The organism is Bradyrhizobium sp. i1.15.2 (assembly GCF_040548425.1).
GTDB classification, from domain to species: Bacteria; Pseudomonadota; Alphaproteobacteria; order Rhizobiales; family Xanthobacteraceae; genus Bradyrhizobium; species Bradyrhizobium canariense.
This window is the reverse complement of record NZ_JBEPRQ010000001.1, coordinates 872,750-898,552: the sequence shown is the minus strand read 5'-3', so window position 1 is coordinate 898,552 and position 25,803 is coordinate 872,750. Positions and strand designations below refer to the sequence as shown.

Annotated in this window: 25 protein-coding genes; 13 read left to right on the top strand and 12 right to left on the bottom strand. The window is 65.6% G+C overall.

What is annotated here, in order from left to right; all coding sequences use genetic code 11:
* Positions 1-17: 17 nt before the first annotated feature.
* The 7 genes from dapB to dnaK form a co-directional block, all read right to left on the bottom strand.
* Positions 18-833, bottom strand: coding sequence for a 4-hydroxy-tetrahydrodipicolinate reductase (dapB, locus tag ABIB80_RS04195; RefSeq protein WP_007598502.1), 816 nt, complete (start codon positions 831-833; stop codon positions 18-20).
* Positions 834-1,094: 261 nt separating this feature from the next.
* Positions 1,095-1,406, bottom strand: a complete 312-nt coding sequence (locus ABIB80_RS04190) for a DUF1330 domain-containing protein (protein WP_007598500.1) — start codon at positions 1,404-1,406, stop codon at positions 1,095-1,097.
* A 95-nt stretch (positions 1,407-1,501) separates the two neighbouring features.
* Complete coding sequence (pyrF, locus tag ABIB80_RS04185; protein ID WP_007598498.1) at positions 1,502-2,215, bottom strand: orotidine-5'-phosphate decarboxylase; 714 nt, start codon at positions 2,213-2,215, stop codon at positions 1,502-1,504.
* Between the two features lie 6 nt (positions 2,216-2,221).
* Complete coding sequence (locus ABIB80_RS04180) at positions 2,222-2,800, bottom strand: NADPH-dependent FMN reductase (protein WP_007598496.1); 579 nt, start codon at positions 2,798-2,800, stop codon at positions 2,222-2,224.
* 57 nt (positions 2,801-2,857) lie between these two features.
* Complete coding sequence (locus ABIB80_RS04175; RefSeq protein WP_007598495.1) at positions 2,858-3,457, bottom strand: class I SAM-dependent methyltransferase; 600 nt, start codon at positions 3,455-3,457, stop codon at positions 2,858-2,860.
* Between the two features lie 88 nt (positions 3,458-3,545).
* Positions 3,546-4,679 (bottom strand): molecular chaperone DnaJ, encoded by a 1,134-nt coding sequence (gene dnaJ / locus ABIB80_RS04170; protein ID WP_007598494.1) that lies wholly within the window; start codon positions 4,677-4,679, stop codon positions 3,546-3,548.
* Between the two features lie 257 nt (positions 4,680-4,936).
* Positions 4,937-6,838: a molecular chaperone DnaK gene (gene dnaK, locus ABIB80_RS04165; protein ID WP_007598490.1), complete on the bottom strand. Its 1,902-nt coding sequence runs from the start codon at positions 6,836-6,838 to the stop codon at positions 4,937-4,939.
* 395 nt (positions 6,839-7,233) lie between these two features.
* Here dnaK and ABIB80_RS04160 point away from each other — a divergent pair, with 395 nt between their 5' ends.
* A complete protein-coding gene (locus tag ABIB80_RS04160; RefSeq protein ID WP_007598488.1) occupies positions 7,234-8,175 on the top strand; it encodes a hypothetical protein in 942 nt (313 codons plus the stop codon).
* Between the two features lie 272 nt (positions 8,176-8,447).
* Complete coding sequence (pncA, locus tag ABIB80_RS04155) at positions 8,448-9,170, top strand: bifunctional nicotinamidase/pyrazinamidase (protein WP_088941363.1); 723 nt, start codon at positions 8,448-8,450, stop codon at positions 9,168-9,170.
* Between the two features lie 142 nt (positions 9,171-9,312).
* Here pncA and grpE read toward each other — a convergent pair whose 3' ends face one another.
* Both grpE and hrcA read right to left on the bottom strand, forming a co-directional pair.
* Positions 9,313-9,927, bottom strand: coding sequence for a nucleotide exchange factor GrpE (gene grpE / locus ABIB80_RS04150; RefSeq protein ID WP_007598484.1), 615 nt, complete (start codon positions 9,925-9,927; stop codon positions 9,313-9,315).
* 96 nt (positions 9,928-10,023) lie between these two features.
* On the bottom strand, positions 10,024-11,112 hold the full coding sequence (gene hrcA / locus ABIB80_RS04145; protein ID WP_007598483.1) for a heat-inducible transcriptional repressor HrcA: 1,089 nt from the start codon (positions 11,110-11,112) through the stop codon (positions 10,024-10,026).
* A 181-nt stretch (positions 11,113-11,293) separates the two neighbouring features.
* Between hrcA and rph the strand changes: the two genes are divergently transcribed.
* From rph to hemW, 3 genes are read left to right on the top strand one after another with little or no spacing between them, the layout of a single operon-like run.
* The gene (gene rph, locus ABIB80_RS04140; RefSeq protein ID WP_007598482.1) at positions 11,294-12,007 is read left to right on the top strand and encodes a ribonuclease PH; all 714 of its coding nucleotides are present in this window, start codon (positions 11,294-11,296) and stop codon (positions 12,005-12,007) included.
* Between the two features lie 11 nt (positions 12,008-12,018).
* A complete protein-coding gene (gene rdgB, locus ABIB80_RS04135; protein WP_007598481.1) occupies positions 12,019-12,654 on the top strand; it encodes an RdgB/HAM1 family non-canonical purine NTP pyrophosphatase in 636 nt (211 codons plus the stop codon).
* Positions 12,641-13,795, top strand: a complete 1,155-nt coding sequence (hemW, locus tag ABIB80_RS04130) for a radical SAM family heme chaperone HemW (protein ID WP_007598480.1) — start codon at positions 12,641-12,643, stop codon at positions 13,793-13,795. The genes rdgB and hemW overlap by 14 nt, the downstream gene beginning before the upstream one ends.
* A 121-nt stretch (positions 13,796-13,916) precedes the next feature.
* On the opposite strand, the gene ABIB80_RS04125 is transcribed toward hemW, so the two are convergent.
* Complete coding sequence (locus ABIB80_RS04125; RefSeq protein WP_371261329.1) at positions 13,917-15,170, bottom strand: penicillin-binding protein activator; 1,254 nt, start codon at positions 15,168-15,170, stop codon at positions 13,917-13,919.
* A 350-nt stretch (positions 15,171-15,520) separates the two neighbouring features.
* Here ABIB80_RS04125 and rsmI point away from each other — a divergent pair, with 350 nt between their 5' ends.
* The 7 genes from rsmI to ABIB80_RS04090 all read left to right on the top strand — a co-directional run bounded on the left by rsmI (position 15,521) and on the right by ABIB80_RS04090 (position 22,679).
* Positions 15,521-16,471, top strand: coding sequence for a 16S rRNA (cytidine(1402)-2'-O)-methyltransferase (rsmI, locus tag ABIB80_RS04120; RefSeq protein ID WP_219681937.1), 951 nt, complete (start codon positions 15,521-15,523; stop codon positions 16,469-16,471).
* Positions 16,458-16,859, top strand: coding sequence for a YraN family protein (locus ABIB80_RS04115; RefSeq protein WP_007598474.1), 402 nt, complete (start codon positions 16,458-16,460; stop codon positions 16,857-16,859). The genes rsmI and ABIB80_RS04115 overlap by 14 nt, the downstream gene beginning before the upstream one ends.
* Before the next feature lie 10 nt (positions 16,860-16,869).
* Complete coding sequence (gene gshB / locus ABIB80_RS04110; RefSeq protein WP_007598473.1) at positions 16,870-17,814, top strand: glutathione synthase; 945 nt, start codon at positions 16,870-16,872, stop codon at positions 17,812-17,814.
* A 446-nt stretch (positions 17,815-18,260) separates the two neighbouring features.
* Positions 18,261-19,064 (top strand): Flp pilus assembly protein CpaB, encoded by an 804-nt coding sequence (cpaB, locus tag ABIB80_RS04105; protein WP_007598472.1) that lies wholly within the window; start codon positions 18,261-18,263, stop codon positions 19,062-19,064.
* A gap of 10 nt (positions 19,065-19,074) precedes the next feature.
* Complete coding sequence (locus ABIB80_RS04100; RefSeq protein ID WP_088941362.1) at positions 19,075-20,592, top strand: type II and III secretion system protein family protein; 1,518 nt, start codon at positions 19,075-19,077, stop codon at positions 20,590-20,592.
* Between the two features lie 66 nt (positions 20,593-20,658).
* Positions 20,659-21,393, top strand: coding sequence for a CpaD family pilus assembly protein (locus ABIB80_RS04095; RefSeq protein ID WP_007598468.1), 735 nt, complete (start codon positions 20,659-20,661; stop codon positions 21,391-21,393).
* On the top strand, positions 21,390-22,679 hold the full coding sequence (locus tag ABIB80_RS04090) for a CpaE/TadZ family protein (protein WP_007598467.1): 1,290 nt from the start codon (positions 21,390-21,392) through the stop codon (positions 22,677-22,679). Before ABIB80_RS04095 ends, ABIB80_RS04090 begins: the two co-directional genes overlap by 4 nt.
* Positions 22,680-22,908: 229 nt before the next feature.
* Here ABIB80_RS04090 and ABIB80_RS04085 read toward each other — a convergent pair whose 3' ends face one another.
* On the bottom strand, positions 22,909-23,694 hold the full coding sequence (locus ABIB80_RS04085; RefSeq protein ID WP_007598466.1) for a tetratricopeptide repeat protein: 786 nt from the start codon (positions 23,692-23,694) through the stop codon (positions 22,909-22,911).
* Between the two features lie 80 nt (positions 23,695-23,774).
* Complete coding sequence (locus ABIB80_RS04080) at positions 23,775-24,020, bottom strand: PilZ domain-containing protein (protein ID WP_007598461.1); 246 nt, start codon at positions 24,018-24,020, stop codon at positions 23,775-23,777.
* A 226-nt stretch (positions 24,021-24,246) separates the two neighbouring features.
* On the opposite strand from ABIB80_RS04080, the gene ABIB80_RS04075 reads away from it, so the two are divergent.
* Complete coding sequence (locus tag ABIB80_RS04075; protein ID WP_354127085.1) at positions 24,247-25,785, top strand: YifB family Mg chelatase-like AAA ATPase; 1,539 nt, start codon at positions 24,247-24,249, stop codon at positions 25,783-25,785.
* Positions 25,786-25,803: the final 18 nt, after the last annotated feature.

The following is a 25,803-nucleotide window of genomic DNA, read 5'->3' as shown; positions in this document are numbered from 1 at the left end:
ATTGCTTTCCGTTTAGTTCAAATGTCAGACAGGCCGAGCACGTCGGCCATGGAATAGTGCCCCGGCTTCTTGCCGTGCGCCCAGAGCGCGGCCTTCAGCGCGCCGTGGGCGAACAGCATGCGATCCTCCGCGTGATGCGACAGCGTCAGGCGTTCGAACGGGCCGAGGAAGCTCACGCTGTGATCGCCGGCCGCGGTGCCGCCGCGCAACGACGCAAAGCCGATATCGCCGGGCTTGCGCGCGCCGGTGATGCCGTCGCGGCCGCGATCTGCATGCTCGTCGAGCGCGATGCCGCGGCCGGTCGCCGCCGCCTGGCCCAGCATCAGCGCCGTGCCCGAGGGCGCATCGATCTTCATGCGGTGATGGGTTTCGACGATCTCGATGTCGAAGCTCTCGTCGAGCGCCTTGGCGACGCGCTTGACCACGGCGGCGAGCAGATTGACACCCAGGCTCATATTGCCGGACTGCACCACGACGGCGCGGTTGGTGACGCTCTTGATCACGGCGTTGTCGGAGCCCGATAGGCCGGTCGTTCCGACCACGTGCACGAGGCCGCGTTCGGCGGCGATCGCGACATTGGCCAGCGTCGCCGCGGGCACGGTGAAGTCCAGAATGCCGTCGGCGTCCTTCGACAATGCCCAGAGATCGCCGGACAGTTTGACGCCATTGGCCGGCAGGCCTGCGAGCACGCCGGCATCCTTGCCGAGCAGCTCCGATCCCGGCGCCTCCAGCGCACCGGCCAGCACCGCGCCTTTGGTCTCGGCAATCGCCCGCGTCAGCGCTCGGCCCATCCGGCCGCCGGCTCCAGCAACGATCAAGCGCATGTCGGACATGGTGCAATCCTCTCGCGGTCGTTGTAGCGGGGGGATGCAGTTCCGGCAACCAAGGGGGATTGGGGGCAGGCGGGCTTCCACCCTCCCCTGGAGCGCGGTCGCTTGCGGCCATCCTTCGAGACGCCCGCCTACGGCGGGCCCTCAGGATGAGGTCGGAATCCGTGGCAACAAATTCGACGGGCGCCGATACTGCTTAGCCTCATCCTGAGGAGACCGCGGAGCGGTCGTCTCGAAGGACGAGGCGCGCGCGCAGACCCAGCCTCAGCCGTCCGACGGCTGCGGGCCGTCATAGCCCTCGATGATGATGAGGTCGGCGACGGAGTGCGGCTGGCGCACCTTGATGTTGGCCTGGTATTCCGGCGAGTTGTAGCAGGCGATCGCGGTCTCGTAGTCAGGGAATTCGATCACGACGTTGCGGGTGCGGCTACTGCCTTCGACTGTGGTGAACTTGCCGGCGCGGACGACGAAGCGGCCACCCCATTTCTTGAAGATCGGACCATTGGCGACGGCATAGGGCTTGTAGCCCTCGTCGCTGCTCACGTCGACACGTCCGATCCAGTAGCCTTTTGCCATTGTTCTTCTCCCTGTGTTGTTGGGCTTCTATTTGAGCATGATCTGATCGGAAAACCGCTGCACACTTTGCGCTAACGCGGCCCTTCGGGTCCGGATCATGCTCCGAGTGCCTCGGCGATCTCGCTCTGGATCGCCTCCGCGATCGCCTTGGGGTCCGTGGCTTCCACCACCGGCCGCCCGACGACGAGATAGTCCGCGCCGGCCGCAATCGCGCGGCCCGGCGTCATGATGCGTTTCTGATCGCCGCTCGCCGCGCCCGCCGGCCGGATGCCGGGGGTGACGAGGCTCATCTGGTGGCCGACGATCTTGCGCAAGGCTCCGACTTCCTCGGGCGACGACACCAGCCCGTCGATGCCGAGCACCTGCGCCTGCTGGGCGCGCGCTTCGACGAGCTCGGAGACGCCGAGCCGGAAGCCTGCCGCGTGCAGATCGTCCTCGTTGTAGGAGGTCAAAACAGTGACGGCGAGGATCTTCAGGTTCGAGCTGCCGCGACCTTCGACGGCACCTTTCATGGTCTGCGGATAAGCGTGCACGGTGAGGAAGGTCGCGCCGAGCCTGGTGATGCTGTCGACGCCCTGCGCCACGGTGTTGCCGATGTCGTGCAGCTTGAGATCGAGAAAGACCTTCTTGCCCTTGTCGGCGAGCTTGCCGACCAGCGGCAAGCCGCCGGCATAAGCCAGCCGATAGCCGATCTTGTAGAAGGTGACGCTGTCGCCGAGCCGGTTGACCATCGCTTCCGCGGCGTCAACGCCGGGCAGATCGAGCGCGACGATCAGGCGGTCTTTCGGGGCGATCTCGGCTGGCGTCATGTCACCTCACATCATGCGTTGGGAAATGTCGATCAACTGCCGCACCAGGTCCTTCAACGCGGCGAGATCACCCTCGTGCTTCAGCCTGTCCATATCGTCATAGGCCTGGTCGGCAAAGGCGAGCGTGAGCTGGCTGGCAATCACATTGGCGTGGCAGGAGGTCAGGATCAGCCGCAGCGCCTGCAGCGCGCGAGCCGCGCCGAGCCGGCTCTGCGAGGCGCCGGCGAGCGCGAAGACGCGGTTGCGGAACACCTCGCCACGCGGCTCGTGCAGCTCATGCACGCGACTGACCCAGTCGATCGCGTTCTTCAGCAGCGGCGGCACCGAGGCATTGTATTCGGGCGAGACGATCAGCACGCCATGATGCGCGCCGATCATGCGCTTGAGATTGATTGCGTGTTTGGGCACACCGGACTTGGCCTGCAGGTCGCCGTCATAAATCGGCAGCGGAAAATCGGCGAGCGAGACGCGGGTGACGTCGACGCCGGCCTGGTCGAATGCATAGGCGGCGACCGCTGCCAGCTTCGCATTGTGCGAGCCGGTGCGCAGGGAGCCGGGAATGATCAGAATTTTCGGTGCGGACATCCGCTTCCATGCGTTCGGCGAAACGAGCCCGCCACGCAAACAGCAATGCCGGCGGAATTAGTCCTTGCGATACACCCAGACGCGGGCCGGCGGAAGGTTCATCCAGATCCGTTCGGAGGCCTCTGTGGACACGCCGGGCAGCGATTTCGGAATCGGCGGCACCACCGCGTAGGTGAACTGGACGAAGGGCGCACCGGGCGCCAGGGCCGTGAAGGCGTCGCGGATCAGCCGCAGCCGCGTCAGCATCGGTTTTGTGACCAGCGGCAGGCCCGAGACGACCGCGGAGGCCGGCGCGCTCAGCACGTTCCACAGCGTGTCGCGCAGGCGATAGGCATCGCCCTGCACCACCTTGGCCTGCGGATAGCGGTCGCGCAGCAGGGCGCAGAAGCCCGGATTGTATTCGACGAGGACGAGACGCTTCTGGTCGACGCCGCGCTCGACCAGGGCCGAGGTGATGGCGCCGGTGCCGGGGCCGAGCTCAACCACCGGTGCGTCCGAATTGACGTCGACGTAATGGGCCATGGTCCGGGCCAGCAGCTTGCCCGACGGCATCACCGCACCCATGTGGAGGGGCTTTTCGATCCATGACCGGAGAAAACGCACCTCGTCATCGAGACGGGGCTTCTTCAACGCACGCGCGGACGATGGCAATGGCATGTCGGGACCGGCCGGGACCGCGTGACCGCGGCGTGTCAGAAAATGGTCATAAAGACGTATAGGCCGAAGGCGGCACGGTCAAGACGCGTCAACTCGCCCGATTACCGAAGAAATCCTTGACCTTGGTGAAGAAACCCTCGGATTCCGGCTGGGTGTTGCCGGAGGAGAGCTTGTCGAACTCGGCCAGCAATTCCTGCTGCTTTTTGGTGAGGTTCTGCGGGGTCTCGACCACGACCTGAACGTACATGTCGCCCATTTGGCGCGAGCGCAGCACCGGCATGCCTTTTGATGCGATGCGGAATCGGCGGCTGGACTGGGTCCCGGCTGGGACCTTCACCTTGGTCTTGCCCTTCTCGATGGTCGGCACCTCGAACTCGCCACCAAGCGCCGCCGTCACCATCGAGATCGGCACACGACAATGCAGATCGGCGCCGTCGCGCTGGAAGAACTGGTGCTGGGCCAGCGACAGGAAGATGTAGAGGTCGCCGGGCGGGCCGCCGCGGACCCCGGCCTCGCCCTCGCCGGCGAGCCTGATCCTGGTGCCGTCCTCGACTCCAGGGGGAATGTTGACCGACAGATTCCGCTCGCGGGTGACGCGCCCCTGACCCGAGCAGGACGGGCAGGCGTCCTCGATCATCTGGCCGCGGCCCTGGCAGCCCGGACAGGTCCGCTCCAGCGTGAAGAAGCCTTGCGACTGCCGTACGCGTCCGGCGCCGCCGCAGGTCGAGCAGGTCTTCGGCTTGGTGCCGGCCTTGGCCCCGATGCCCGAACAGGCTTCGCAAGTGACCGAGACCGGAATCTCGATCTGCGCGGTCTTGCCGCCAAAAGCTTCCTCGAGCGTGATTTCCATGTTGTAGCGCAGGTCGGCGCCGCGCTCGCGGCCGCCACGGCCGCCGCGCTGTCCGGCCATGCCGAACAAATCTTCGAAAATGTCGGAAAAGGAGGAGGCGAAGCCCGCGCCGAAACCGGCGCCGCCACCGCCGCCCTGCTCGAAGGCGGCATGGCCGTAACGGTCATAGGCGGCGCGCTTGTCCTTGTCTTTCAGGACCTCGTAGGCCTCGTTGATTTCCTTGAACTTGACTTCGCTGGTGTTGTCCCCGGGATTACGGTCGGGGTGAAACTTCATCGCCAGCTTGCGGAACGACGATTTCAGGACGGAATCGTCGGCATCGCGTTCGACTTCGAGGGTTTCGTAGTAGCAGCGCTTGGTGGACGTGGACATGATGAGCTCAGTCTATCCGATCGCGATTCAAGTCGGAGCGAAGCAACGTCGCCATGCAACGATATAGGCAGCCTTCCGCCTCGCGACAGAGGATTGCATGGCAGTGTTCAGAATAACGGCTGGGAATTGATCGATCGTAACGGGCCCAAATTTAAAGCCTTGGTCCGTCGAGCCCGACACGATGGCCTCCCCCGCGAGGGAGGAGGCCGTTGGCGCGTGTGGGGTCCAAGCCGTCCGCATCATCACCCTCGCGGGGTTCAGGCGGACTTCTTGTTGGTCTTGTCGTCGTCGACTTCGGTGAATTCCGCGTCGACGACGTCGTCCTTGGCCGCGTCCTTCTTGGCGTCGGCCTCGGCCTGCTGCTTGTACATGGCCTCGCCGAGCTTCATCGATGCCTGGGCCAGCGTTTGGGTCTTGGCCTTGATCGCTTCGGCATCGTCGCCCTTCAGCGCTTCCTTGAGGTCGCTGACGGCATCCTCGATGGCGCGGCGCTCAGTCTCGGCGACCTTCGAACCGTGCTCGGCCAGTGCCTTCTCGGTCGAATGCACAAGTCCGTCCGCGTCGTTCTTGGCAGTCACGGCCTCGCGGCGCTTCTTGTCCGCCTCAGCATTGGCCTCGGCGTCCTTGACCATCTTCTCGATGTCGGCTTCCGACAGACCGCCAGAGGCCTGGATGCGGATCTGCTGCTCCTTGGACGTGGCCTTGTCCTTGGCCGAGACGTTGACGATGCCGTTGGCGTCGATGTCGAAGGTCACCTCGATCTGCGGCATGCCGCGCGGGGCCGGCGGAATGCCCATCAGGTCGAACTGGCCGAGCATCTTGTTGTCGGCCGCCATTTCACGCTCGCCCTGGAAGACGCGGATGGTGACCGCGTTCTGGCTGTCCTCGGCGGTCGAGAACACCTGGCTCTTCTTGGTCGGGATCGTGGTGTTGCGGTCGATGATGCGGGTGAACACGCCGCCCAGCGTCTCGATGCCCAGCGACAGCGGGGTCACGTCGAGCAGCAGCACGTCCTTGACGTCGCCCTGAAGCACGCCGGCCTGGATCGCGGCGCCGATCGCCACGACTTCGTCCGGGTTGACGCCCTTGTGCGGCTCCTTGCCGAACAGTTGCTTCACGACTTCCTGGACCTTCGGCATGCGGGACATGCCGCCGACCAGCACCACTTCGCCGATCTCGGCGGCGGTGAGGCCGGCATCCTTCAACGCCTTGCGGCAGGGCTCGACGGTCTTCTGGACGAGGTCATCGACCAGCGCCTCGAACTTGGCGCGGGTGAGCTTCATCGTCAGATGCTTCGGGCCGGTCTGGTCCGCGGTGATGAAGGGCAGGTTGATCTCGGTCTGCGTCGTCGACGACAGCTCGATCTTGGCCTTTTCAGCGGCTTCCTTCAGGCGCTGCAACGCGAGCTTGTCGTTGCGCAGGTTGATGCCCTGCTCCTTCTGGAATTCGTCGGCGAGATAGCCGACGAGGCGCATGTCGAAGTCTTCGCCGCCGAGGAAGGTGTCGCCGTTGGTCGACTTCACCTCGAACACGCCGTCGCCGATTTCGAGAATCGAGATATCGAACGTGCCGCCGCCGAGATCGTACACGGCGATCGTGCCGGCCTTGGTCTTGTCGAGGCCGTAGGCGAGCGCGGCCGCGGTCGGCTCGTTGATGATGCGCAGCACTTCAAGGCCCGCGATCTTGCCGGCGTCCTTGGTCGCCTGGCGCTGGGCGTCGTTGAAGTAGGCGGGCACGGTGATGACGGCCTGGTCGACCTTCTGGCCCAGATGGGCTTCCGCGGTCTCCTTCATCTTCTGCAAGATGAACGCCGAGACCTGCGAGGGCGAGTAGGTCTGACCGTCGGCCTCGACCCAGGCGTCGCCGTTGGAAGCCTTCACGATCTTGTACGGAACGAGCTTCTTGTCCTTCTCGACCATCGGGTCGTCGTAGCGGCGGCCGATCAGGCGCTTCACTGCGAAGAACGTGCGCTCGGGATTGGTGACCGCCTGGCGCTTGGCCGGCTGGCCGACGAGGCGCTCACCGTCGTCCGTCACGGCGACGATCGAAGGCGTCGTGCGCATGCCTTCGGAATTCTCGATGACTTTGGCGTTCTTGCCATCCATTACGGCGACGCACGAATTCGTGGTACCGAGGTCGATCCCGATGACCTTTCCCATGGTCCTATATCCTTGTTTTTGCGGCAGGCTGGCTGGGCCCAGAAGGCACCCGAACCGAAACCCCCTAAGATCAAACATTCGCGATATTGCGATGGTTGGGGGTCATATAGGAGGGGGGGAGGTGCCTGCAAGGACCGAACGCAAGTTTCGGCCGTGAAAACATTGGGTTTTGGAAGAACATATCCGGGCTGCACCGCCCTTGCGGGTGAGGAAATATTAACAGGTCCCGCGATCGGCCCGCATCCGTCACAGCATCCCGCCCCGCCCTGTTGCGGCCAGACCAAAACCGCTAAAAGGCGGGCAGCCGGCCGGGCTCGTCATCAGGCCGCCTCGCGCGACAAAACGGCCGGCTGGCCACCATCGAACGGCCTCAATGTGAACCAATCAGAGTGCCCATGAAGCTGATCCGCCCCCTCGCCGCGCTCGTCCTCCTCGTCGCCTCTGCGCTTCCGGCTCTGGCTGCCGACGCCGTTTTCCCACCTGGCTTGCGCCTCGGCATGGTGCCATTGGTCGGCCTTAACACGGCCAAGACTTTTCCCGGCTTCGAGAGCGAGGACGGCAGCGTCAAGGTGCTGATCACAGAGCTGCCGCCGGCGGCCTATGGCGAGGTCGTGAGCGCCTTCAACTCCAATCCGGCCGGAGCCAACGGCGTCAAGCAGGACAAGATCGAGACGCCCGCGGGACTTGCCTATTTCACCACCGAGAGCGGCAAGGCCGGCGAGACCCCGGTGCGGCGCTATTCGATGATCGTGCCGGGCGCCGGCTTCTCCGGCTATGTCGCGGTGCAGATTCCCGAGAATGCGGTCAAGATCTACACCGACGAGGCGGTGCGGCAGATGTTTGCGAGCGTCGTCACCCGCAAGCAGGTCTCGGCCGACGAGCAGATCGCGCTGATGCCGTTCAAGATCACCGATCTCGCCGACTTCAAGGACGTCCGCATGCTGGCGCCGGGCTCGAGCATCATCCTGGCCGACGGCGACGAGAGCTCCGGCTATGAATCGAAGCCGTTCATCATCCTCGGCGTGATTGGCGCCACCCCGCAAGCCGCCGACGACCGTGCCCGCTTTGCCCAGGAGGCGGCGCTCCAGATTCCCGGCGTGCGCGAATCGCGCGTCACCATGTCCGAGCCGATCCGCATCAGCGGCCAGCAGGGGTTCGAGACCCGGATCGACGGCGTCAGCGGCAAGGACAAGACGCCGGTGACCGTGGTGCAGTGGATCCGCTTCAGCAGCGGCGGCGCCTCGCTGCGCATCATCGCCAGCGCCCCGCGCGAGCAATGGCCGACTGCCTTCACCCGCTTCCGCGCGGTCCGCGACGGCATCCAGCCAAAGGGCTAGCAGCATCTGCGCATGAGATGCGCTCCTCCCCCGCTTGCGGGGGAGGGCTGGGGAGAGGGTGTCGCCGCACAGGGACACTCCCCCAGAGGATAGAACCCTCACCCGCCGCGCTCTCCGAGCGCAGCGACCTCCCCGCAAGCGGGCGAGGTGCACCGAACCCGCGGCTCAAGCCCAACGACTCACCAAAGCCGGCTGCATTTTCGGGCTTCTGTTCGTATACGAACGGAACTAGGCTCCCCTTCCGTTGAGTTCATCCTGGAGGGAGGCGAATGATGCTGGATCGGCGACAAGTCTTGGCGGCGCTCGGGACGAGCGCGCTCGTGGCGCTCGCGCCAACCGCGATTCTGGCAGCGGCATCGATCAAGCCGGACGATGCATCCGCGCTGCTCGTGATCGACGTGCAGAATTGCTTCCTTCCCGGCGGCAGCCTTGCCGTGAAGGAAGGCGAGCAGGTGGTGCCCGTCATCAACAAGATCTCGAAAGCGTTTTCGAACGTGGTGATGACGCAGGACTGGCACACGCAAGGCCATGTTTCCTTTGCGTCAGTCCACGCCGGCAAGAAGCCGTTCGAGACCGTCGATCTTCCCTACGGCAAGCAGGTGCTGTGGCCCGACCATTGCGTGCAGGGCACCGACGGCGCCGCGCTGTCGAAAGACCTTGCGATCCCGCACGCCGAGCTCATCATCCGCAAGGGTTTTCACAAGGACGTCGACAGCTATTCGGCCTTCCTCGAAGCCGACGGCAAAACCTCGACGGGTCTCGCCGGTTATCTGAAGGCGCGAAAGATCAAGCGCGTCTTCGTCGTGGGGCTGGCGACGGATTTCTGCGTGGCCTGGACCGCGCTCGACGCGCGCAAGGCGGGCTTCGAGGTCTATGTGGTGGAAGACGCCTGCCGCGGCATCGACAATCAGGGTTCGCTCGCAAAAGCCTGGGCCGACATGGCCAAGGCCGGCGTGAAGCGGATTCAGTCCGCAGATATCGCCGCGAGCGCGTAAGAGACGCAACCGAACTGCCAGACCCTCATCCTGAGGAGCGCGCTTCTTGGCGCGCGTCTCGAAGGATGAAGGCCCCCGCTGCAGCAGCTCGGCCTGCATGGTTCGAGACGGCGCTGACGCGCCTCCTCACCATGAGGATCGATCAGTTCGCAGCGCCGTTCGGCTCGTTGCTGTTGGCGGGCGCGGCCTTGGCGCCGCCCTTGGCGACACCGACCAAGGCGGGACGCAGCACGCGCTCGCCGATGGTGTAGCCGGCCTGCATGACCTGCACGACGGTGCCCGCGGGTACCGACGCATCGGGCACCTCGAACATCGCCTGCTGGAAGTTCGGGTCGAACTTCTGGCCCAAGGGATCGAACTTCTTCACGCCGTGTTTTTCCAGCGCGCTCAGTAGCGAGCGCTCGGTCAGTTCGACGCCCTCGATCAGCGAGGCGAGGCCTGCATCGGCCGCCGCACGGGCTTCGGCCGGAACGGCATCGAGCGCGCGCTGGAGGTTGTCGGCGATGTCGAGCACGTCGCGGGCAAAGCCCGTGACGCCGTAGAGCTTGGAGTCAGCGACCTCCTTGGCGGTGCGCTTGCGCAGATTCTCCATCTCGGCCAGCGTCCGCAGCATGCGGTCGCGCGCCTCGGCGACTTCCTTCTGCAGGAGCTCGACCGAGCCGGGCTCGGGATCGTCGGGCATGATGTAGGGTTTTGACACCACGGGCTCGCCGGCCGCAGCACTCGTGTCTTCGGGTTGCCGGTCTCGATCGGTCATCGGCTCTCTTTTCGCATTCGTCTCAGGGGGTTTCTGGCCCGCATATCGTGCTTCGGGCGCCGAAAATCAAGCGCCCGTGATCGGGAGAGACGCCGGTCAGCCCCCCAGGAGCCGGCTGACGATGCGGGCAGCATAGTCCACGGTCGGGATCACACGGGCATAATTCAGCCGCGTCGGCCCGATTACGCCCAAAACGCCGACGATATGGCCGGCAGCGTCCCGATAGGGCGAGATGATGGTGGACGAGCCCGACAGCGAGAACAGCTTGTTCTCACTGCCGATGAAGATCCGCACGCCTTCCGCAGTCTCGGCCCGGCCGAGCAGGTCGATCACGCCGCGCTTGGTCTCGAGATCGTCGAACAGCAGGCGAACGCGCTCGAGATCCTCCAGCGCATGCAAATCCTCGAGCAGATTGGCGTGGCCGCGGACGATGAGCTGGCGGTCCTCGTTCTCGCCGCCGGACCAGCTGGCGATGCCGGCCGAGATCACCTTGTGCGTCAGCTGATCGAGCTCGGTGCGCGCCTCTCCGAGCGCGGTTTCGAGCTCCAGCCGGGCCTCGGCCAGGGTCCGGCCCCGGATACGGGCATTGAGGAAGTTCCCGGCTTCGGTCAACGCCGAGGATGGAACCCCCGGTGGCAGCGTCAACACGCGGTTTTCGACCTGCCCGTCCTCGCCGACCAGGATCACCAATGCCTTTTCCGGTTCCAAGCGGACGAATTCGATATGTTTCAGCCGCGCATTGGATTTCGGCGTCAGCACGACGGCGGCTGCGCGGGTCAGGCCGGAGAGCCGCGTCAATGCCTCTTCGAGCGCAGCCTCCACCGATTGCGCGTGGCCGACGGAGGTCAACTGGCTCTGAATCGCCTGCCGTTCGCTGTCATTGAGATCGCCGACCTGCATCAGGGCATCGACGAAGAACCGCAGGCCGAGTTCCGTCGGCAACCGGCCGGCGGAGGTGTGCGGGGCGTAGATCAAGCCGAGCTGTTCCAGGTCGGCCATGACGTTGCGGACCGACGCGGGCGACAGCGGCATGGCGATCAGGCGCGAAATATTGCGTGAGCCCACCGGCTCGCCGGTCGCGAGGTAGCTTTCGACGATTTGACGAAAGATGTCGCGGGAACGCTCGTTGAGCTGGGCGAGGCCCGCGCGCGGCGCGATCAGATGGATCGGATCGTGATGGGCCACAGACCGTAACTCCTCTAAGATACAGGTAATTTGTCTATCCCGGGCGCGTCTGACAAGCGTGGCGTTCGCGGATTGAAAATCGGGGGTGAATAAGGCCTCGATCTTCCCCCTTGCCGCCCACCCTCACCCAACCTACAAGCACCGCCAACAGCCCTTTTCCGAGAGTTTTGGAGGATTTCCCATGCGGCCAAGCCGCCGTGCGCCCGACGAATTGCGCCCCGTGACGCTGGAGCGCGGCGTGGTCAAATATGCGGAAGGCTCGTGCCTGGTGAAATTCGGCGACACCCATGTGCTGGTCACCGCCACGCTGGAAGACCGCCTGCCGCCATGGCTCAAGGGCCAGGGCCGCGGCTGGGTCACCGCCGAATACGGCATGCTGCCGCGCGCGACCTCGGAACGCACCCGCCGCGAGGCCTCCGCTGGAAAGCAGAGCGGCCGCACCGTCGAAATTCAGCGCCTGATCGGCCGCTCGCTTCGCACCATCATCAATCTCGAAGCACTCGGTGAGCGCCAGATCACGGTCGATTGCGACGTCCTCCAGGCCGACGGCGGCACCCGCACGGCCTCGATCACCGGTGCCTGGGTCGCGCTCGCCGATTGCGTCAGCTGGATGAAGGCGCGCAACATGGTCAAGGCCAATGTGTTGCGCGACAACGTCGCCGCGATCTCCTGCGGCATCTACAAGGGCACGCCCGTGCTCGACCTCGACTATGCCGAGGACTCCGAAGCCGATACCGACGCCAATTTCGTCATGACGGGCGATGGCCGCATCATCGAAGTCCAGGGCACCGCGGAACGCGAGCCGTTCACGGAAGCCGAGTTCCTGGCGTTGATGGCGCTTGCGCGCAAGGGCGTCGCGCGTCTCGTGGACTTGCAGAAACTGGCGGTAGCGTAGTCAATAGGCCGATGCATCGCCGAATCACCGGAAAGCTGGTCATCGCGACCCATAATCCCGGCAAGCTCGCCGAGATGAAGGAGCTGCTTGCGCCTTACGGCATCGAGGCGGTGTCGGCCGGCGAATTAGATCTTCCGGAGCCGGAAGAGACCGGAAACGATTTCCGCAGCAACGCCGCGATCAAGGCGATCGCGGCAGCGCAGGCGACCAAGCTGCCGTCTTTCGCCGATGATTCCGGCATCGTGGTCGACGCGCTCGACGGCGCGCCCGGCATCTACTCGGCGCGCTGGGCCGGGCCGAACAAGGATTTTGCCGCGGCGATGGCGCAGATCGAACGGCTGTTGCAGGAGCGCGGCGCGACCACGCCCGCCAAGCGCAAGGCCCATTTCGTTTCCGCGCTGTGCGTTGCATGGCCCGACGATCATCTCGAACAGGTCGAGGCGCGCGTCGACGGCACGCTGGTGTGGCCGCCGCGCGGCACCGCCGGCTTTGGCTACGACCCGATATTTTTGCCCGACGGCCACAGCCGCACCTTCGGCGAAATGGAAAGCATCGAAAAGCACGGCCTGCCGCCGCTCGGTCTCGGCCTGTCGCACCGTGCCCGCGCCTTCGTGAAACTGGCGGAGATCTGCCTTGAGCCGCGCTAAGGAAGCCTTCGGCGTCTACGTGCACTGGCCGTTCTGCCTGTCGAAGTGCCCCTATTGCGACTTCAACAGCCATGTCCGTCACGCCGCGATCGACGAAGCGCGTTTTGCGTCAGCATTCGCGCGTGAGATCGCGACGACCGCCGAGCGCGCGCCCGGCCGCGAAGTCACCTCGATCTTTCTCGGCGGCGGCACGCCCTCGCTCATGCAGCCTGCAACCGTGGGCGCTGTGCTCGACGCCATCGGCAAGCACTGGACCGTGGCGAAAGACGTTGAAGTCACGCTGGAGGCAAACCCGACCAGCGTCGAGGCCACGCGCTTCGCCGGTTATCGCGCCGCCGGCGTCAATCGCGTCTCGCTCGGCGTGCAGGCGCTCGACGATGCCTCGCTGAAAGCGCTCGGCCGCATGCACAGCGCGCGCGAGGCCCTCGATGCCGTCGCCATCGCGCGCCGCTCGTTCGATCGTTATTCGTTCGACCTGATCTACGCCCGTCCCGACCAGACGCCGGCGATGTGGGCCGATGAATTGCGTCTCGCGATCGACGAGGCGGCCGAGCATCTGTCGCTCTATCAATTGACGATCGAAGAAGGCACGCCGTTCTTCGGCTTGCATCAAGCCGGCAAGCTGAAGACGCCGGATGAAGCGGTCGCACGCGCGCTCTACGACGTCACGCAGGAGACCTGCGACAAGCTCGGCCTGCCCGCCTACGAGATTTCAAATCACGCGCGGCGGGGCGCCGAGTGCCGGCACAATCTGGTCTACTGGCGCGGCGAGGAATATGCCGGCATCGGCCCCGGTGCCCATGGCCGGCTCGACATCGACGGCATCAGGCACGCGACCGCTACCGAGAAGCGTCCCGAAGCCTGGGTGATGCGGGTCGAGACCAACGGGCACGGCGTCGTCACCGACGATCTCCTCAACAGCGAAGAGCGCGCCGACGAATTTTTGCTGATGGGGTTGCGCCTCGTCGAGGGCATCGACCCCGAGCGCTACCGCGCGCTGTCAGGCCGCTCGCTCGATCCCAAGCGCATCACGCTGCTGCGCGAAGAAGGCGCGATCACGGTGGATGCAACGGGACGGCTGCGCGTGACCAGCAGCGGTTTTCCGGTGCTGGACGCGGTGGTCGCGGATCTGGCGGCGTAGCGAGCTGTCGTAGGGTGGGCAAAGCGAAGCGTGCCCACCATTTTTACCACATGTGCAGAAAGATGGTGGGCACGGCGCGCAAAGCGCGCCTTTGCCCACCCTACGGCACCGTCATCTTGAACTACGCCCCAAAACTCTTCGGCGAGCCCGCCACGGCCACGCCGCCGCCCGTCGTGACCTTCATCACCGCGAGGCCGCGCTCGTTGGTGCCGTCGGCGCGGAAGCGGAACAGGCCGTCAATGCCGGCAAAGCCGGACGGATTGGTGAGCACGTCGGATGAGAAGCGCGTCGTGCCTTGCGTGCGCGCCAGCGCGGCGACCAGGGCGACGGCGTCATAGGCGAGCGTCGCGGTGCGCACGGGCTCCGCGCCATATTTGGTGCGATAGCGGCCGGAGAAGGCGCGGAAGCCGGCCGGGTCCGGCGCGGCGTAGAGGCCGCCTTGCAAGCTGGAGCTGGCATAGACGCGCGGGCTGTCCCACAGGCCGGTACCGAGCAGCTGGATATTGCGCAGATTCGCCCCCGCCGCGCTCATCGCATCGGCGACCGCGACGACGGCATCGCCATCATCGGCGATGAACAGCGCATCGGCGCTGCCGAGCTGCTGCGCCACGGTCCGGGCCGGCGTGGCGCGATCGGCGCCGTATTTCTCGAACGCGACGATGCGCCCGCCGCGGCGCGGCACCGCCGCCTTCACCGCGGCCTCGACCACGTTGCCATAAGCATTGTCGGGCACGAGCACAGCGACGGAGCGCTTTCCGATGCTGGCGGAATATTCGACGATGCGGTTGACGTCGGACTCTGGCAGGAAGCTCAGCAGATAGACACCGCGGCCGGCAATGCTGGAATCGGTCGAGAACGCCATCACCGGGATCCCGCGCGTGCGCGCGATCTGCGCCACCGCAGGCACCGATTGCGCGAACAGCGGCCCCAGGATGATCTCGGCGCCCTCGTCCACCGCCTGCTGCGCACTGGCCTGCGCGCCCTGCGGGCTGCCATTGTCGTCCTTGATCAGGAGCTGGATGTTGGGATTCTGGAACTCGGCCAGCGCCATCTCGGCGGCGTTGCGCATCGACTGCGCGGCGAGGCCGGCATTGCCGGATGCCGAGAGCGGCAGGATCACGGCAACCTTCACCCCGCCGGTGCCGGCGGTCGTCGCCTGTTGCGGCGGGCCGGCCGGCTGGGCCGGAGGCGGGGAGGAGCTGCTGAACGGATTGGAGAACTGGCTCAGGCTCTGCTGCACGCCGGCGCAGGCCGACAGCAGCGGCGCGCCGAGCAACAGACCGAGCGCGCTTCGCCGGGTCGCCCCTGACATCAGGGGCCCCTGAACGGGAGACTCCTCCGAAAAGGAGGATCTGGGATCACGTGGGCCCGTCATGACAGTTTCTCTTCCGACCGACCGTCGCCAGCCGGTCACGACATTCTTTCCACGACACCGGCCATGGATTCAGGCATATTGTCGGCAAATAGTTAACTCAAACAAAAGGATAATGCCCGCTTAACGCGGCTTCCTCTCAAGTTCTGGCTAGCTGTCCGCCGTCCGTCACCCAGCATCAAGGCGGCGTTTCCGCCACGAATATGGCGCTGACGCTTCATTCCCTGCTGTATGTGATGCCGAATGGATCACATTCCAGTCCTTCCTCGCCCCTTGTCGCCCCTTGCCCAGGCACGATCTTTTTTCGGGGACCGGTTCCCAGCTCCGGGGATCATGCCTAAGTTCGTTTGATTATGCGCGCAAAGCCGTCCCCGATAAATACACCCGAGATCACGGAGCCCGCCTCGCGCGGTTTCTCCATCGACGCCCATCGGCTTGTCGCGCCGAAGGCCGCGTCGGGCCTGCACCTGGTCGCGACCCCCATCGGCAATCTCGGCGACATCACGCTGCGGGCGCTGCAGACCCTCGCCGGGGTCGATGTCATCGCCTGCGAGGACACCCGCATCACGCGGCGTCTGACCGAGCGCTACGACATCTCCGCGCAGCTCAAGCAATATCACGAGCACAATGCGGAAGCGGCCCGTCCGAAGATCCTGGAACGGCTGTCGCAGGGCGGCTCGATCGCGCTGGTGTCGGATGCCGGCACGCCGCTGATCTCGGACCCCGGCTACAAGCTGGTGCGCGAGGTCTGCGCGGCCGGCCACGCGGTCTACGCGCTCCCCGGTCCGTCCTCGGTGCTGGCGGCGCTGTCGGTCGCCGCGCTGCCGACCGACCGCTTCTTTTTCGAAGGGTTTTTGCCGGCCAAATCGGCGGCGCGACGATCTCGCCTGACTGAGCTTGCGCGCATCGATGCGACGCTGGTGATGTTCGATTCCGGCAACCGCGTGCAGGACACGCTCGCCGAGCTTGCCGAGATCATGGGGAGCCGCGAAGCCGCGATCTGCCGCGAGCTGACGAAACTGCACGAGCAGATTTCGCGCGCCACGTTGCGTGAGCTCGCGCGCGGCGCCGACACGCTGGAGACGCGCGGAGAATTCGTGCTGGTGATCGCTCCGCCTGCGGCGGATGCCGAGATGCTGACATCGGATGCGCTCGACGGTGTCCTGCGCGAGCAGCTCGCCGCGAACAGCGTCAAGGATGCGGTGGCGCATGCGGTCGCGCTCTCGGGCCGGCCGCGCCGCGATGTCTATGCCCGCGCGCTCGAGCTTGCCAAGGAGTTGCGGGGCGGCGATGGCGAAGGCTGAGGTCCCGACGGAACCGAAAATCGCCTCGCCCGAGCGCGTCGCCGCGTTTCGCACCGGCATCTCCGCGGAAAGCCGCGCCGCGGCCTATCTCATGGCCAAGGGCTATCGCATCCTCGCCAAACGCTACCGCACGCCGCATGGCGAGATCGACATCGTGGCGCGCCGCCGCAATTTGATCGCCTTCGTCGAGGTCAAGGCGCGCGCGACGCTGGACGACGCCGCCTTCGCGGTGACGCCGCGCCAGCAGCAGCGCATCATCGATGCCGCGCAAGGCTGGCTCGTCGCGCATCCCGAGCATGCGGAATTTGAAATGCGATTCGATGCCATGCTGATTGCGCCGCGGTCACTTCCACGCCATGTGTTGGCGGCATTCGACGCCTCGACCTGAAAGGCAGACCATGAAACTGAACGTCGCCGTCCAGATGGACCCCATCGCCCGCATCAACATCAAGGGCGATTCCACCTTTGCGCTGCTCCTGGAGGCGCAGAAGCGCGGCCACGGCCTGTCCTATTACACGCCCGACAAGCTCTCGATGGTCGGCGAGGAGATCGTCGCTCCGGTTCAGCTCCTCACCGTGCGCGACGAGCCCGGCAATCATTTCACCCTGGGCGAACCCAGGCGCGAGGCGCTCAACGGCTTCGACGTGGTGCTGCTCCGCCAGGATCCGCCGTTCGACCTCGCCTATATCACCTCGACGCACCTTCTCGAACGCATCCATCCGAAGACGCTCGTCGTCAACGACCCCGCCTCGGTGCGCAACGCGCCGGAAAAGCTGTTCGTGATGAACTTCCCGCAGCTGATGCCGCCGACGCTGATCTCGCGCGACCTCGACGAGATCAACGCGTTTCGCGACAAGCATGGCGCCGTCGTGATGAAGCCCTTGCACGGCCATGGCGGCGCGGCGGTGTTCCGCGTGATGCCGCAGGACATGAATTTCGGCTCGCTGTTCGACATGTTCTCGGTGACCTTCAAGGAAGCCTGGGTGATCCAGCAGTTCATCCCCGAGGTCAAGCACGGCGACAAGCGCATCATCCTGATCAACGGCGAGTTCGCCGGCGCGGTGAATCGCGTGCCGGCCGCCGACGACCTCCGCTCCAACATGGTGCGCGGCGGCGCAGCGCAGGAGACCGAGCTTACGCCGCGCGAGCGCGAGATCTGCGCCACCGTGGGCCCGGCGCTGCGCGAGCGCGGGCTGTTGTTCGTCGGCATCGACGTCATCAACGGCAATCTCACCGAGATCAACGTGACCTCGCCGACCGGCATCCGCGCCATCGCGCGGCTCGGCGGACCCGACGTTGCCGCAAAGCTCTGGGACGTGATCGAGCAGAAGCGGGCGAGGTAGGCATCGGCTTGTAGCCTCAATGTCGTCCTGGCGAAAGCCAGGACCCATTACCCCGGCTGCCAGTTTGACGAACATCGAAGCGATCACCTCCTTAACAACTCATCGCGGTGGTAATGGGTCCTGGCTTTCGCCAGGACGACAGCGGTGATGTGGCGCGTTGTTTCCATCTCACTGCATGCCGGCACCAAGCATCACCCCACCCATCACTAACCACCCATTCACCACGACGCGGCGGCGCATCGTTCGAATGCATGGGCCGCGACTGCGTGAAACTACGGGGCCAGTGGCCGACCGGCTAACGCGACGTTCACCATCTGCCGAAAGACCACAGCGCGGCCGTCGATCACATTCGGCCTCGCAACACCGCTTATACTTTTACTGCCTACTCATCGACACGGGGAACCCGCCAGGTGCGGTTCGAGTGCCCCGCGTAAGAGTAGAAGCGTATGAACACCGCACGCATTGTCGTTCTCGTCATCGCACTGGGCGCCGGCGGCGTCGCTGCGTATCTGGCGAGCGGCTATGACAACAAGCCCGCGCCCGTTCTTCCTGTCGCCGAAAAGCTGCCGACGGTCGAGGTCCTGGTCGCCAAGAACGACATCCAGCTCGGTCAGGCCGTGAAGCCCGAGGACCTGCAATGGCAGGTCTGGCCGGCGGCGACCGCGAGCAGCGCCTTCATCCGCCGCGACAACAGGCCCGAGGCGCAAATCCAGATCGCAGGCTCGATCGCACGCGTGCCGTTGATGCAGGGCGAGCCGATCCGCGAGCAGAAGCTGGTCAAGGCCGACGGCTCCGGCTTCATGGCCGCGATCCTGCCGTCGGGCATGCGCGCGGTCTCCACCGAGATTTCAGCCGAGACTGCCGCCGGCGGCTTCATCCTGCCGAATGACCGCGTCGACATCGTGCTGACCCGCCGCTTGAAGAATCCTGACGGGGCCGGCGGTAACGACCTCATCCTGTCCGAAGCGATCCTGACCAATATCCGCGTGCTCGCGATCGACCAGGCGCCGAAGGAAAAGGACGGCCAGAACGCCGTCGTCGGCAGGACCGTCACGCTCGAGCTCAAACCCGACCAGGTCGCCGCGCTATCGGCAGCGCGCCAGGGCGGCACGCTGACACTCGCGCTGCGCAGCATCGTCGATGCCAACTCGGTCGACAGTACGCCCGAGGACCAGGCGAGCAAGCGGTCCGCCGGGATCAACGTGATCCGCTACGGCGTACAGGCGCGGCAACTGACGTCACAGAAGTGATGGGGACATGATGAACTACGGGGATGATCGGACGGGCATGCGCATTCGGGGGAATCGCGCGCGCTCGTTCTGGACGGGGACGATGCTGATCCTGGGGCTCCTCGCAGCCCCCGATGTCGTCAGCGCTGCAGATGCGCCGGTCGGCGACCAGGCGCCGATGCAGGCAGCGGATCTCGATGTGTCGCCGGTCGGGACGATCGTGCCGGCGAAGACGCGCTTCCTGTCGCTCGGCGTCGGCAAGTCCGCCGTCATCGACCTGCCGCGCGACGTCAAGGATGTGCTGGTCGCCGATCCCAAGATCGCCAATGCCGTGATCCGCTCGGCCCAACGCGCCTATATCATCGGCGGACAGGTCGGCCAGACCAACGTCGTGTTCTTCGCTGCCGACGGCCAGCAGGTGGCCGCCTACGACATCGCGGTGAAGCGCGATCTCAACGGCATGCGCACGGCGCTGCGTCAGGCGCTGCCGGGCGTGCAAATCGAAGGCGTCGGCGACAGCGTGATGCTGACCGGCTCGGTGTCGAGCCCGGTCGAGGCCCAGCAGGCCGGCGACGTCGCGGCCAAACTGGTCGGCGGCTCCGAGAAGGTGGTCAACAACATCGTCGTGCGCGGCCGCGACCAGGTGATGCTCAAGGTCGTCGTCGGCGAAGTACGCCGCGATATCGTCAAGCAGCTGGGCGTCGATCTCAGCGCCAGCCTGAACGCCGGCACCGCGGTGGTGAACTTCAACAATTCCAACCCGTTCTCGGTCAGCGGCGGACCGATCGTCAGCAACAACGGATTAGGTGTGGCCGGCATCACCAAGGGCTTCGCGACCGTCAGCGCCACGATGCGCGCGATGGAAAGCGCCGGTGTCATGCGCACGCTCGCCGAGCCGAGCCTGACCGCGATCTCCGGCGAATCCGCCACCTTCATCGCCGGCGGCGAATTCCCCATTCCGTCGGGCTACGCCTGCGATCCCGTCACCCACGTTTGTACCACCCAGATCACCTACAAGAAGTTCGGCATCTCCCTGAACTTTACCCCCGTCGTACTGAGCGAGGGCCGGATCAGCCTGCGCGTGATGACCGAGGTGTCGGAGCTATCGAACCAGAGCGCCATCACGGTGACCCAGGCGCTGTCCTCGAGCTCGAGCAACTCGATCACCATCCCCTCGATCCAGACCCGCCGCGCCGAAACGACGCTGGAAATTCCCTCGGGCGGTTCGATGGCGATGGCCGGCCTGATCCAGCAGCAGACCAAACAGGCGATCAACGGCCTGCCTGGCGTCGACCAGGTGCCGATCATCGGTGCGCTGTTCCGCAGCCAGGACTTCGTCAACAACGAGACCGAGCTGATGGTGATCGTGACGCCCTATGTGGTGCGCGCGGTGGCTCAGAAGGAACTGTCCCGGCCCGACGACGGCTTCGCGCCGGCCTCTGACGCCCAGACGGCGCTGCTCGGCCGCATGAACCGCCTCTATGGCATCGCGCGCCGCGTCGATCCGATCGCGGGCACGCCCGGTGATTTCGGCTTCATCATCGACTGATGACGAACGGACGACTTGGGGCAAGCGGCAGAGACGGGCGAGAGACGGGGCACGAGGGATGAAGCGATGACGAAGACCATGGCCGATCGACGTCGCAGGTTGAGCGTCGCGCTGGCGCTGACGGGGCTCTCCGTCATGTTGGGCGCCTGCAACACCACCGGCGAGATCGTCACCCAGACGGTGCCGACCGACTATCGCCAGCGTCACCCGATCGCGGTCGAGGAAGCCAAGAAGTCGATCGTGATCTTCGTCGGCAAGGCTCGCGGCGGCCTCTCGGCCGCGCAGCACGCGGACGTCGCCGGCATTGCCCGGGACTGGGTGCGCGAAGGCACCGGCTCGGTGGTCGTCGACGTCCCCGCCAACGCCGCGAATTCGCGGGCGGCGGCAGCGACCTATCACGAGATCCGTTCCGTGCTCGCATCCGTCGGCGTGCCCTCGCGTGCCATCGTCCAGCATCCCTATCGGCCGGAGGATCCCGGACTACTGCCCACCATCCGCCTGAGCTATTCCCGGATCGCCGCAGTCGCCGGCCCCTGCGGGCTGTGGCCGGAAGATATCGGCCCCTCCATCCTCGACCCCGGCTACAACGAGAACCAGCCCTATTTCAATCTGGGCTGCGCCAGCCAGCGCAACCTCGCGGCAATGATCGACAATCCAGCCGACCTCGAGCAGCCGCGGTCCGAGACGCCAGCCTATAACGCACGGCGTGACATCGCCTTCGAGCGCTATCGCAAGGGCATGCCGATCGCGACCACCAATTCAGACGCCGACAAGGCCAAACTCAGCGATACAGGCAGATGACACGCGTCCACGACGAAGAAGCGGACGATCCGCAGCACCCCGAGGAACACATTGCGCCGGTTCCTCGCATCTCCGTGCAAGCCTTTTGCGAGACCGAGCAGACGCTCGCCGCGGTGACCGCGGCCGGGCAGGATCGCCGTCTCGCCAAGGCGCATCTCACCGCCAAGGACGGCGGCCTCGCTGCGGCCATCGAAGTCTATGAAACGATGCCGACGCCGAACGTCATCGTGATCGAATCCGACGGCACGCGCGACATTCTCGAGGGCCTCGACGACCTCGCCGGTGTCTGCGATCCCGGCACTCGTGTGGTGGTGATCGGCAATCCCAGCGACACCGCGCCCTATCGCGAGCTGGTCCGCCGCGGCGTCAACGACTATGTGGTGGGACCGGTCGAAACGCTCGACGTCGTCCGCTCGATCTGCAGCCTGTTCTCGGCGTCCGAAACCATCATCACCGGCCGCGTCATCGCGGTGGTCGGCGCCAAGGGCGGTGTCGGTGCCTCTACCGTCGCGCACAATGTGGCCTGGACCATCGCCCGCGACCTCGCGCTCGATTCCGTCGTGATCGATCTCGACCTCGCCTTCGGCACCGCGGGCCTCGACTACAATCAGGACCCGGTGCAGGGCATCGCCAATGCGGTGCTGTCGCAGGATCGGCCGGACACGGCCCTGATGGAGCGTCTGCTCTCCAAATGCACCGAGCGTCTCAGCCTGCTTGCTGCGCCTGCCACCCTTGACCGCGTCTACGATTTCGGCGCGGAGGCCTTCGATGCGGTGTTCGACACGCTGCGCATGACGACGCCCTGCATCGTGCTCGACGTTCCCCACCAATGGTCGGGTTGGACGCGGCGTGCGCTGGTCAACGCGGACGACATCGTGATCGTGGCCGAGCCCGATCTTGCGAACCTGCGCAACACCAAGAACATGCTGAACGTGTTGAAGGCGGCGCGGCCGAACGACCGGCCACCGCTCTACTGCATCAACCAGGTCGGCATGCCCAAGCGGGCGGAGATCGAGGTCAAGGCATTCGCCAAAACCATGGAGAGCCAGCCGATCGCGGTGATCCCGTTCGATTCAAAGCTGTTCTCGACCGCGGCCAACAACGGCCAGATGATCGCGGAGGTCTCCAAGAGCCACCGCACCACCGAGCTGTTCCAGAACATGGCGAACCGCCTCGCCGGGCGCGGCGAGGTGAAGAAGCCGAAGCGCTCGCTGCTCGGGCCGCTGCTGAAGAAGCTGAAGGGCAGGTCGGGGCGCGCGTCAGCCCCGCATCGCAAGGCGTCGTAGGGACAAGAGCTGAGCTCTCTCCGTTCCCTCCCCCCTTGTGGGGGAGGGGCAGGGAGGGGGTGCTACACGGGGACTCTTTCCGTCGCGCACCCATTCGATGCATCGTCACCAATCAGCACTTTTTCCTGGGCTACCCCTCTCCCTAGCCCTCCCCCACAAGGGGGGAGGGAATGCACCTCCCTCGGTGCGCTCGGCGAGGCTCAATCTGTCGAGCTCAGGAATGAGCGGGCTACTTCTCCGCCCGCTGCTGCTTCTTCACCAGCAATTGCCGCAGCGCTGTGACCTTTGCCGCCGCTTGATCCGGCGGCAGGTCCGCCTTCACGATGGTTTCGGCCTCGGCCTGCTTTCCTTCCAGTCCCAGCACGAGCGCGAGATTGGCGCGCACCCGGAGATCGGCGGGATTGCGCTCGTGCGCGCGGCGCATCGTTTCCTCTGCCCGCGGCAGATTGTTCTGCAGCATGTAGGACAGTCCGAGATTGGACAGCACCGACGGTTCGTCCGGCACGATTTTCAGTGCGGCGGCGTAGTATTGCTGCGCCTCCTCGTTGCGACCGAGCTGATCGAGCGCGGCGCCCTGCGCCGACAGGATATGCCAGTCGGGATCCTCGGGCGAATGCGCGCGACCGAGGACGTCGAACGCCTGCTGGAAACTGCCGCTGTCGGCGAGCGCGCGGCCATAGCCGGCGAGCAGCGCCTTGTTGCTGGAATGGGCAAGCACGGCCTGCTCCAGCACCGCGAGCGCCTGCGCGCGCTGGCCGGTCTGGCGCAACGCCTTGCCATATTCGAGCGCGACGTTGGGATCGCCAGGCTTGGCGCGATAGCGCTCGCGCAGCGCGTCCATGTCCGGCCTCACGTCTGGCTTGGCCTCGGCCCTGACAGCCGTGTCCGATTTTCCGCCGAGCGCGCCGGTGATGTCCTCGATGCCGGTGGTCTGACAGCCGCCCAAGGCCAAGATCAGAAGTGCGGAAAACAGATATCTCGCCGGAGGAGAGGCGACGGACAAACGCTTGGACATACTCTGATCACTCGGCGACTGATCAGAGATGCTTACCGATTAACGCTAAAGTCCCGTTAAGGCGGGGCGCTTCCGAAAGCTCAGTCGGTGAATTCAGCGCCGAACTCGCAGCCGATGCGCCAGCGCAGGCGGCACTGCCGGGAATAGTCGGGCGCGAAGATGATGGTGAATTGCGGCGGCACTTCCAGAAATTCCGCCACCACTTTCACGCCGCCATCCGAAATATCCGTGATCGTGCAGTCCCGCGGCAGCGAACCCGCGCCAAAATGAATCTTGGCGAGCCGCGTGCACATCCGTCGTTCGCTTCTCCGGCGATTTGCAAGCATCTGAATTGTTCACCCGTTAGACCACGGCCCATCCCGCAGCCTAGGAGTAGCGGACATTCGTTGGAATGTGCTGAGCAGAGCAGCTTGCATTCGAGGCGTAGTGTCTTCGACGTGTTTACGATCGGTTAAGGCCTTCCGGCCCTCTCGACCCGTTCCCGTATTGTTCTTGCAAGAACTGGCCCGCTCTGCTACCCCTAATTGTGCAAAAGGGCAGGCTGGTTCGGGCATGGTTCAGCGGGTTTCTACCGTCGCCTTTGAGGGGATCGAGGCCCGTGCGGTCGACGTGCAGGTGCAGGTCGCGCCCGGTCTGCCGGCCTTCGCGATCGTCGGTCTCCCGGACAAGGCGGTGTCGGAGGCGCGCGAGCGGGTCCGCTCGGCGCTGATCGCCTCTGGGCTGGCGCTGCCGGCGCGCAGGATCACCGTCAATCTCGCGCCCGCCGATCTGCCCAAGGAGGGCAGCCATTATGACCTGCCGATCGCGCTCGGGCTGATGGGGGCGATCGGCGCGATCCCCCCGGATGCGCTGACCGGCTTCACGGTTCTGGGCGAGCTTGGCCTCGACGGATCGATCGCACCGGTGGCCGGTGTCCTTCCCGCCGCGATCGGCGCCAATGTGCGCGAGGAGGGGCTGATCTGTCCGGCGGCTTGCGGCTCGGAAGCGGCATGGGCGAGCCCGGACATCCAGATCATCGCCGCAAGTTCGCTGATCCAGATCGCCAACCATTTCAAGGGAACGCAGGTGCTGTCGCGGCCGGTGCCGAAGGTGCATGAAGCCGCCGCCTCGCCGCTCGACCTGCGCGACATCAAGGGCCAGGAGAGCGCCAAGCGCGCGCTGGAGATCGCGGCCGCCGGCGGCCATCACCTGCTGATGATCGGCGCGCCCGGCGCCGGCAAATCGATGCTGGCGGCACGCCTGCCCTCGATCCTGCCGCCGCTGTCACCGGGCGAGTTGCTCGAAGTCTCGATGATCGCCTCTGTCGCCGGCGAGATCGAGGGCGGCGCACTGACGGCGCGGCGGCCGTTTCGATCGCCGCATCATTCCGCCAGCATGGCCGCGCTCACCGGTGGCGGCATGCGGGCGCGGCCAGGCGAGATCTCGCTCGCGCATCAGGGCGTGCTGTTCCTCGACGAGCTCCCCGAATTCGATCCGCGCGTGCTGGATTCGCTGCGCCAGCCGCTGGAGAACGGCGAGGTCTCGGTGTCCCGCGCCAATCACCGCGTCACCTATCCCGCACGCTTCATGCTGGTCGCGGCGATGAATCCGTGCCGCTGCGGCAATGCGTTCGAGCCCGGCTATGCCTGCAAGCGCGGCCGCATCGATCGCTGCACTGGCGACTACCAGGCCCGCATCTCGGGGCCGCTGATGGACCGTATCGACCTGCGCATCGAGGTTCCCGCCGTGACCGCGGCCGATTTGATCCTGCCGCCGCCGGCGGAGGGCTCGGCCGAAGTCGCCGCGCGCGTGGCCGCCGCGCGCGACATCCAGCTCGCACGCTACGCGGACGCCGGCCTGCCGAAGGTTCGCACCAATGCCGAAGCGCCGGCCTCGGTGCTGGAGGAGATCGCCAAGCCGGATGCGCAAGGCCAGAAGCTGCTGCGCGACGCCGCCGAGACCATGCGGCTGTCGGCGCGCGGCTATCACCGCGTGCTGCGGGTGGCGCGCACGCTGGCCGATCTCGATCGTGCCGACAAGATCGGCCGGCTGCATCTGGCCGAAGCGCTGTCCTACCGCGCACTCGCGGAGGATGTGCGCCAGTTGGCCTGAGCAATGCGCCGCCGCAGC

Bases quoted from the DNA above. Each gene is read 5' to 3' on its own strand.
- rph (WP_007598482.1), top strand. From the start codon at position 11,294: ATGCGGCCAAGCCGCCGTGCGCCCGACGAATTGCGCCCCGTGACGCTG.
- ABIB80_RS04080 (WP_007598461.1), bottom strand. From the start codon at position 24,020: ATGCTTGCAAATCGCCGGAGAAGCGAACGACGGATGTGCACGCGGCTC.
- dnaK (WP_007598490.1), bottom strand. From the start codon at position 6,838: ATGGGAAAGGTCATCGGGATCGACCTCGGTACCACGAATTCGTGCGTC.
- ABIB80_RS04085 (WP_007598466.1), bottom strand. From the start codon at position 23,694: ATGTCCAAGCGTTTGTCCGTCGCCTCTCCTCCGGCGAGATATCTGTTT.
- ABIB80_RS04090 (WP_007598467.1), top strand. From the start codon at position 21,390: ATGACACGCGTCCACGACGAAGAAGCGGACGATCCGCAGCACCCCGAG.
- dapB (WP_007598502.1), bottom strand. From the start codon at position 833: ATGTCCGACATGCGCTTGATCGTTGCTGGAGCCGGCGGCCGGATGGGC.
- grpE (WP_007598484.1), bottom strand. From the start codon at position 9,927: ATGACCGATCGAGACCGGCAACCCGAAGACACGAGTGCTGCGGCCGGC.
- ABIB80_RS04100 (WP_088941362.1), top strand. From the start codon at position 19,075: ATGAACTACGGGGATGATCGGACGGGCATGCGCATTCGGGGGAATCGC.
- dnaJ (WP_007598494.1), bottom strand. From the start codon at position 4,679: ATGTCCACGTCCACCAAGCGCTGCTACTACGAAACCCTCGAAGTCGAA.
- ABIB80_RS04095 (WP_007598468.1), top strand. From the start codon at position 20,659: ATGACGAAGACCATGGCCGATCGACGTCGCAGGTTGAGCGTCGCGCTG.
- ABIB80_RS04125 (WP_371261329.1), bottom strand. From the start codon at position 15,170: ATGACGGGCCCACGTGATCCCAGATCCTCCTTTTCGGAGGAGTCTCCC.
- rsmI (WP_219681937.1), top strand. From the start codon at position 15,521: ATGCGCGCAAAGCCGTCCCCGATAAATACACCCGAGATCACGGAGCCC.
- pyrF (WP_007598498.1), bottom strand. From the start codon at position 2,215: ATGACGCCAGCCGAGATCGCCCCGAAAGACCGCCTGATCGTCGCGCTC.
- gshB (WP_007598473.1), top strand. From the start codon at position 16,870: ATGAAACTGAACGTCGCCGTCCAGATGGACCCCATCGCCCGCATCAAC.
- ABIB80_RS04175 (WP_007598495.1), bottom strand. From the start codon at position 3,457: ATGCCATTGCCATCGTCCGCGCGTGCGTTGAAGAAGCCCCGTCTCGAT.
- rdgB (WP_007598481.1), top strand. From the start codon at position 12,019: ATGCATCGCCGAATCACCGGAAAGCTGGTCATCGCGACCCATAATCCC.
- pncA (WP_088941363.1), top strand. From the start codon at position 8,448: ATGCTGGATCGGCGACAAGTCTTGGCGGCGCTCGGGACGAGCGCGCTC.
- ABIB80_RS04160 (WP_007598488.1), top strand. From the start codon at position 7,234: ATGAAGCTGATCCGCCCCCTCGCCGCGCTCGTCCTCCTCGTCGCCTCT.
- ABIB80_RS04075 (WP_354127085.1), top strand. From the start codon at position 24,247: ATGGTTCAGCGGGTTTCTACCGTCGCCTTTGAGGGGATCGAGGCCCGT.
- ABIB80_RS04180 (WP_007598496.1), bottom strand. From the start codon at position 2,800: ATGTCCGCACCGAAAATTCTGATCATTCCCGGCTCCCTGCGCACCGGC.
- ABIB80_RS04190 (WP_007598500.1), bottom strand. From the start codon at position 1,406: ATGGCAAAAGGCTACTGGATCGGACGTGTCGACGTGAGCAGCGACGAG.
- cpaB (WP_007598472.1), top strand. From the start codon at position 18,261: ATGAACACCGCACGCATTGTCGTTCTCGTCATCGCACTGGGCGCCGGC.
- ABIB80_RS04115 (WP_007598474.1), top strand. From the start codon at position 16,458: ATGGCGAAGGCTGAGGTCCCGACGGAACCGAAAATCGCCTCGCCCGAG.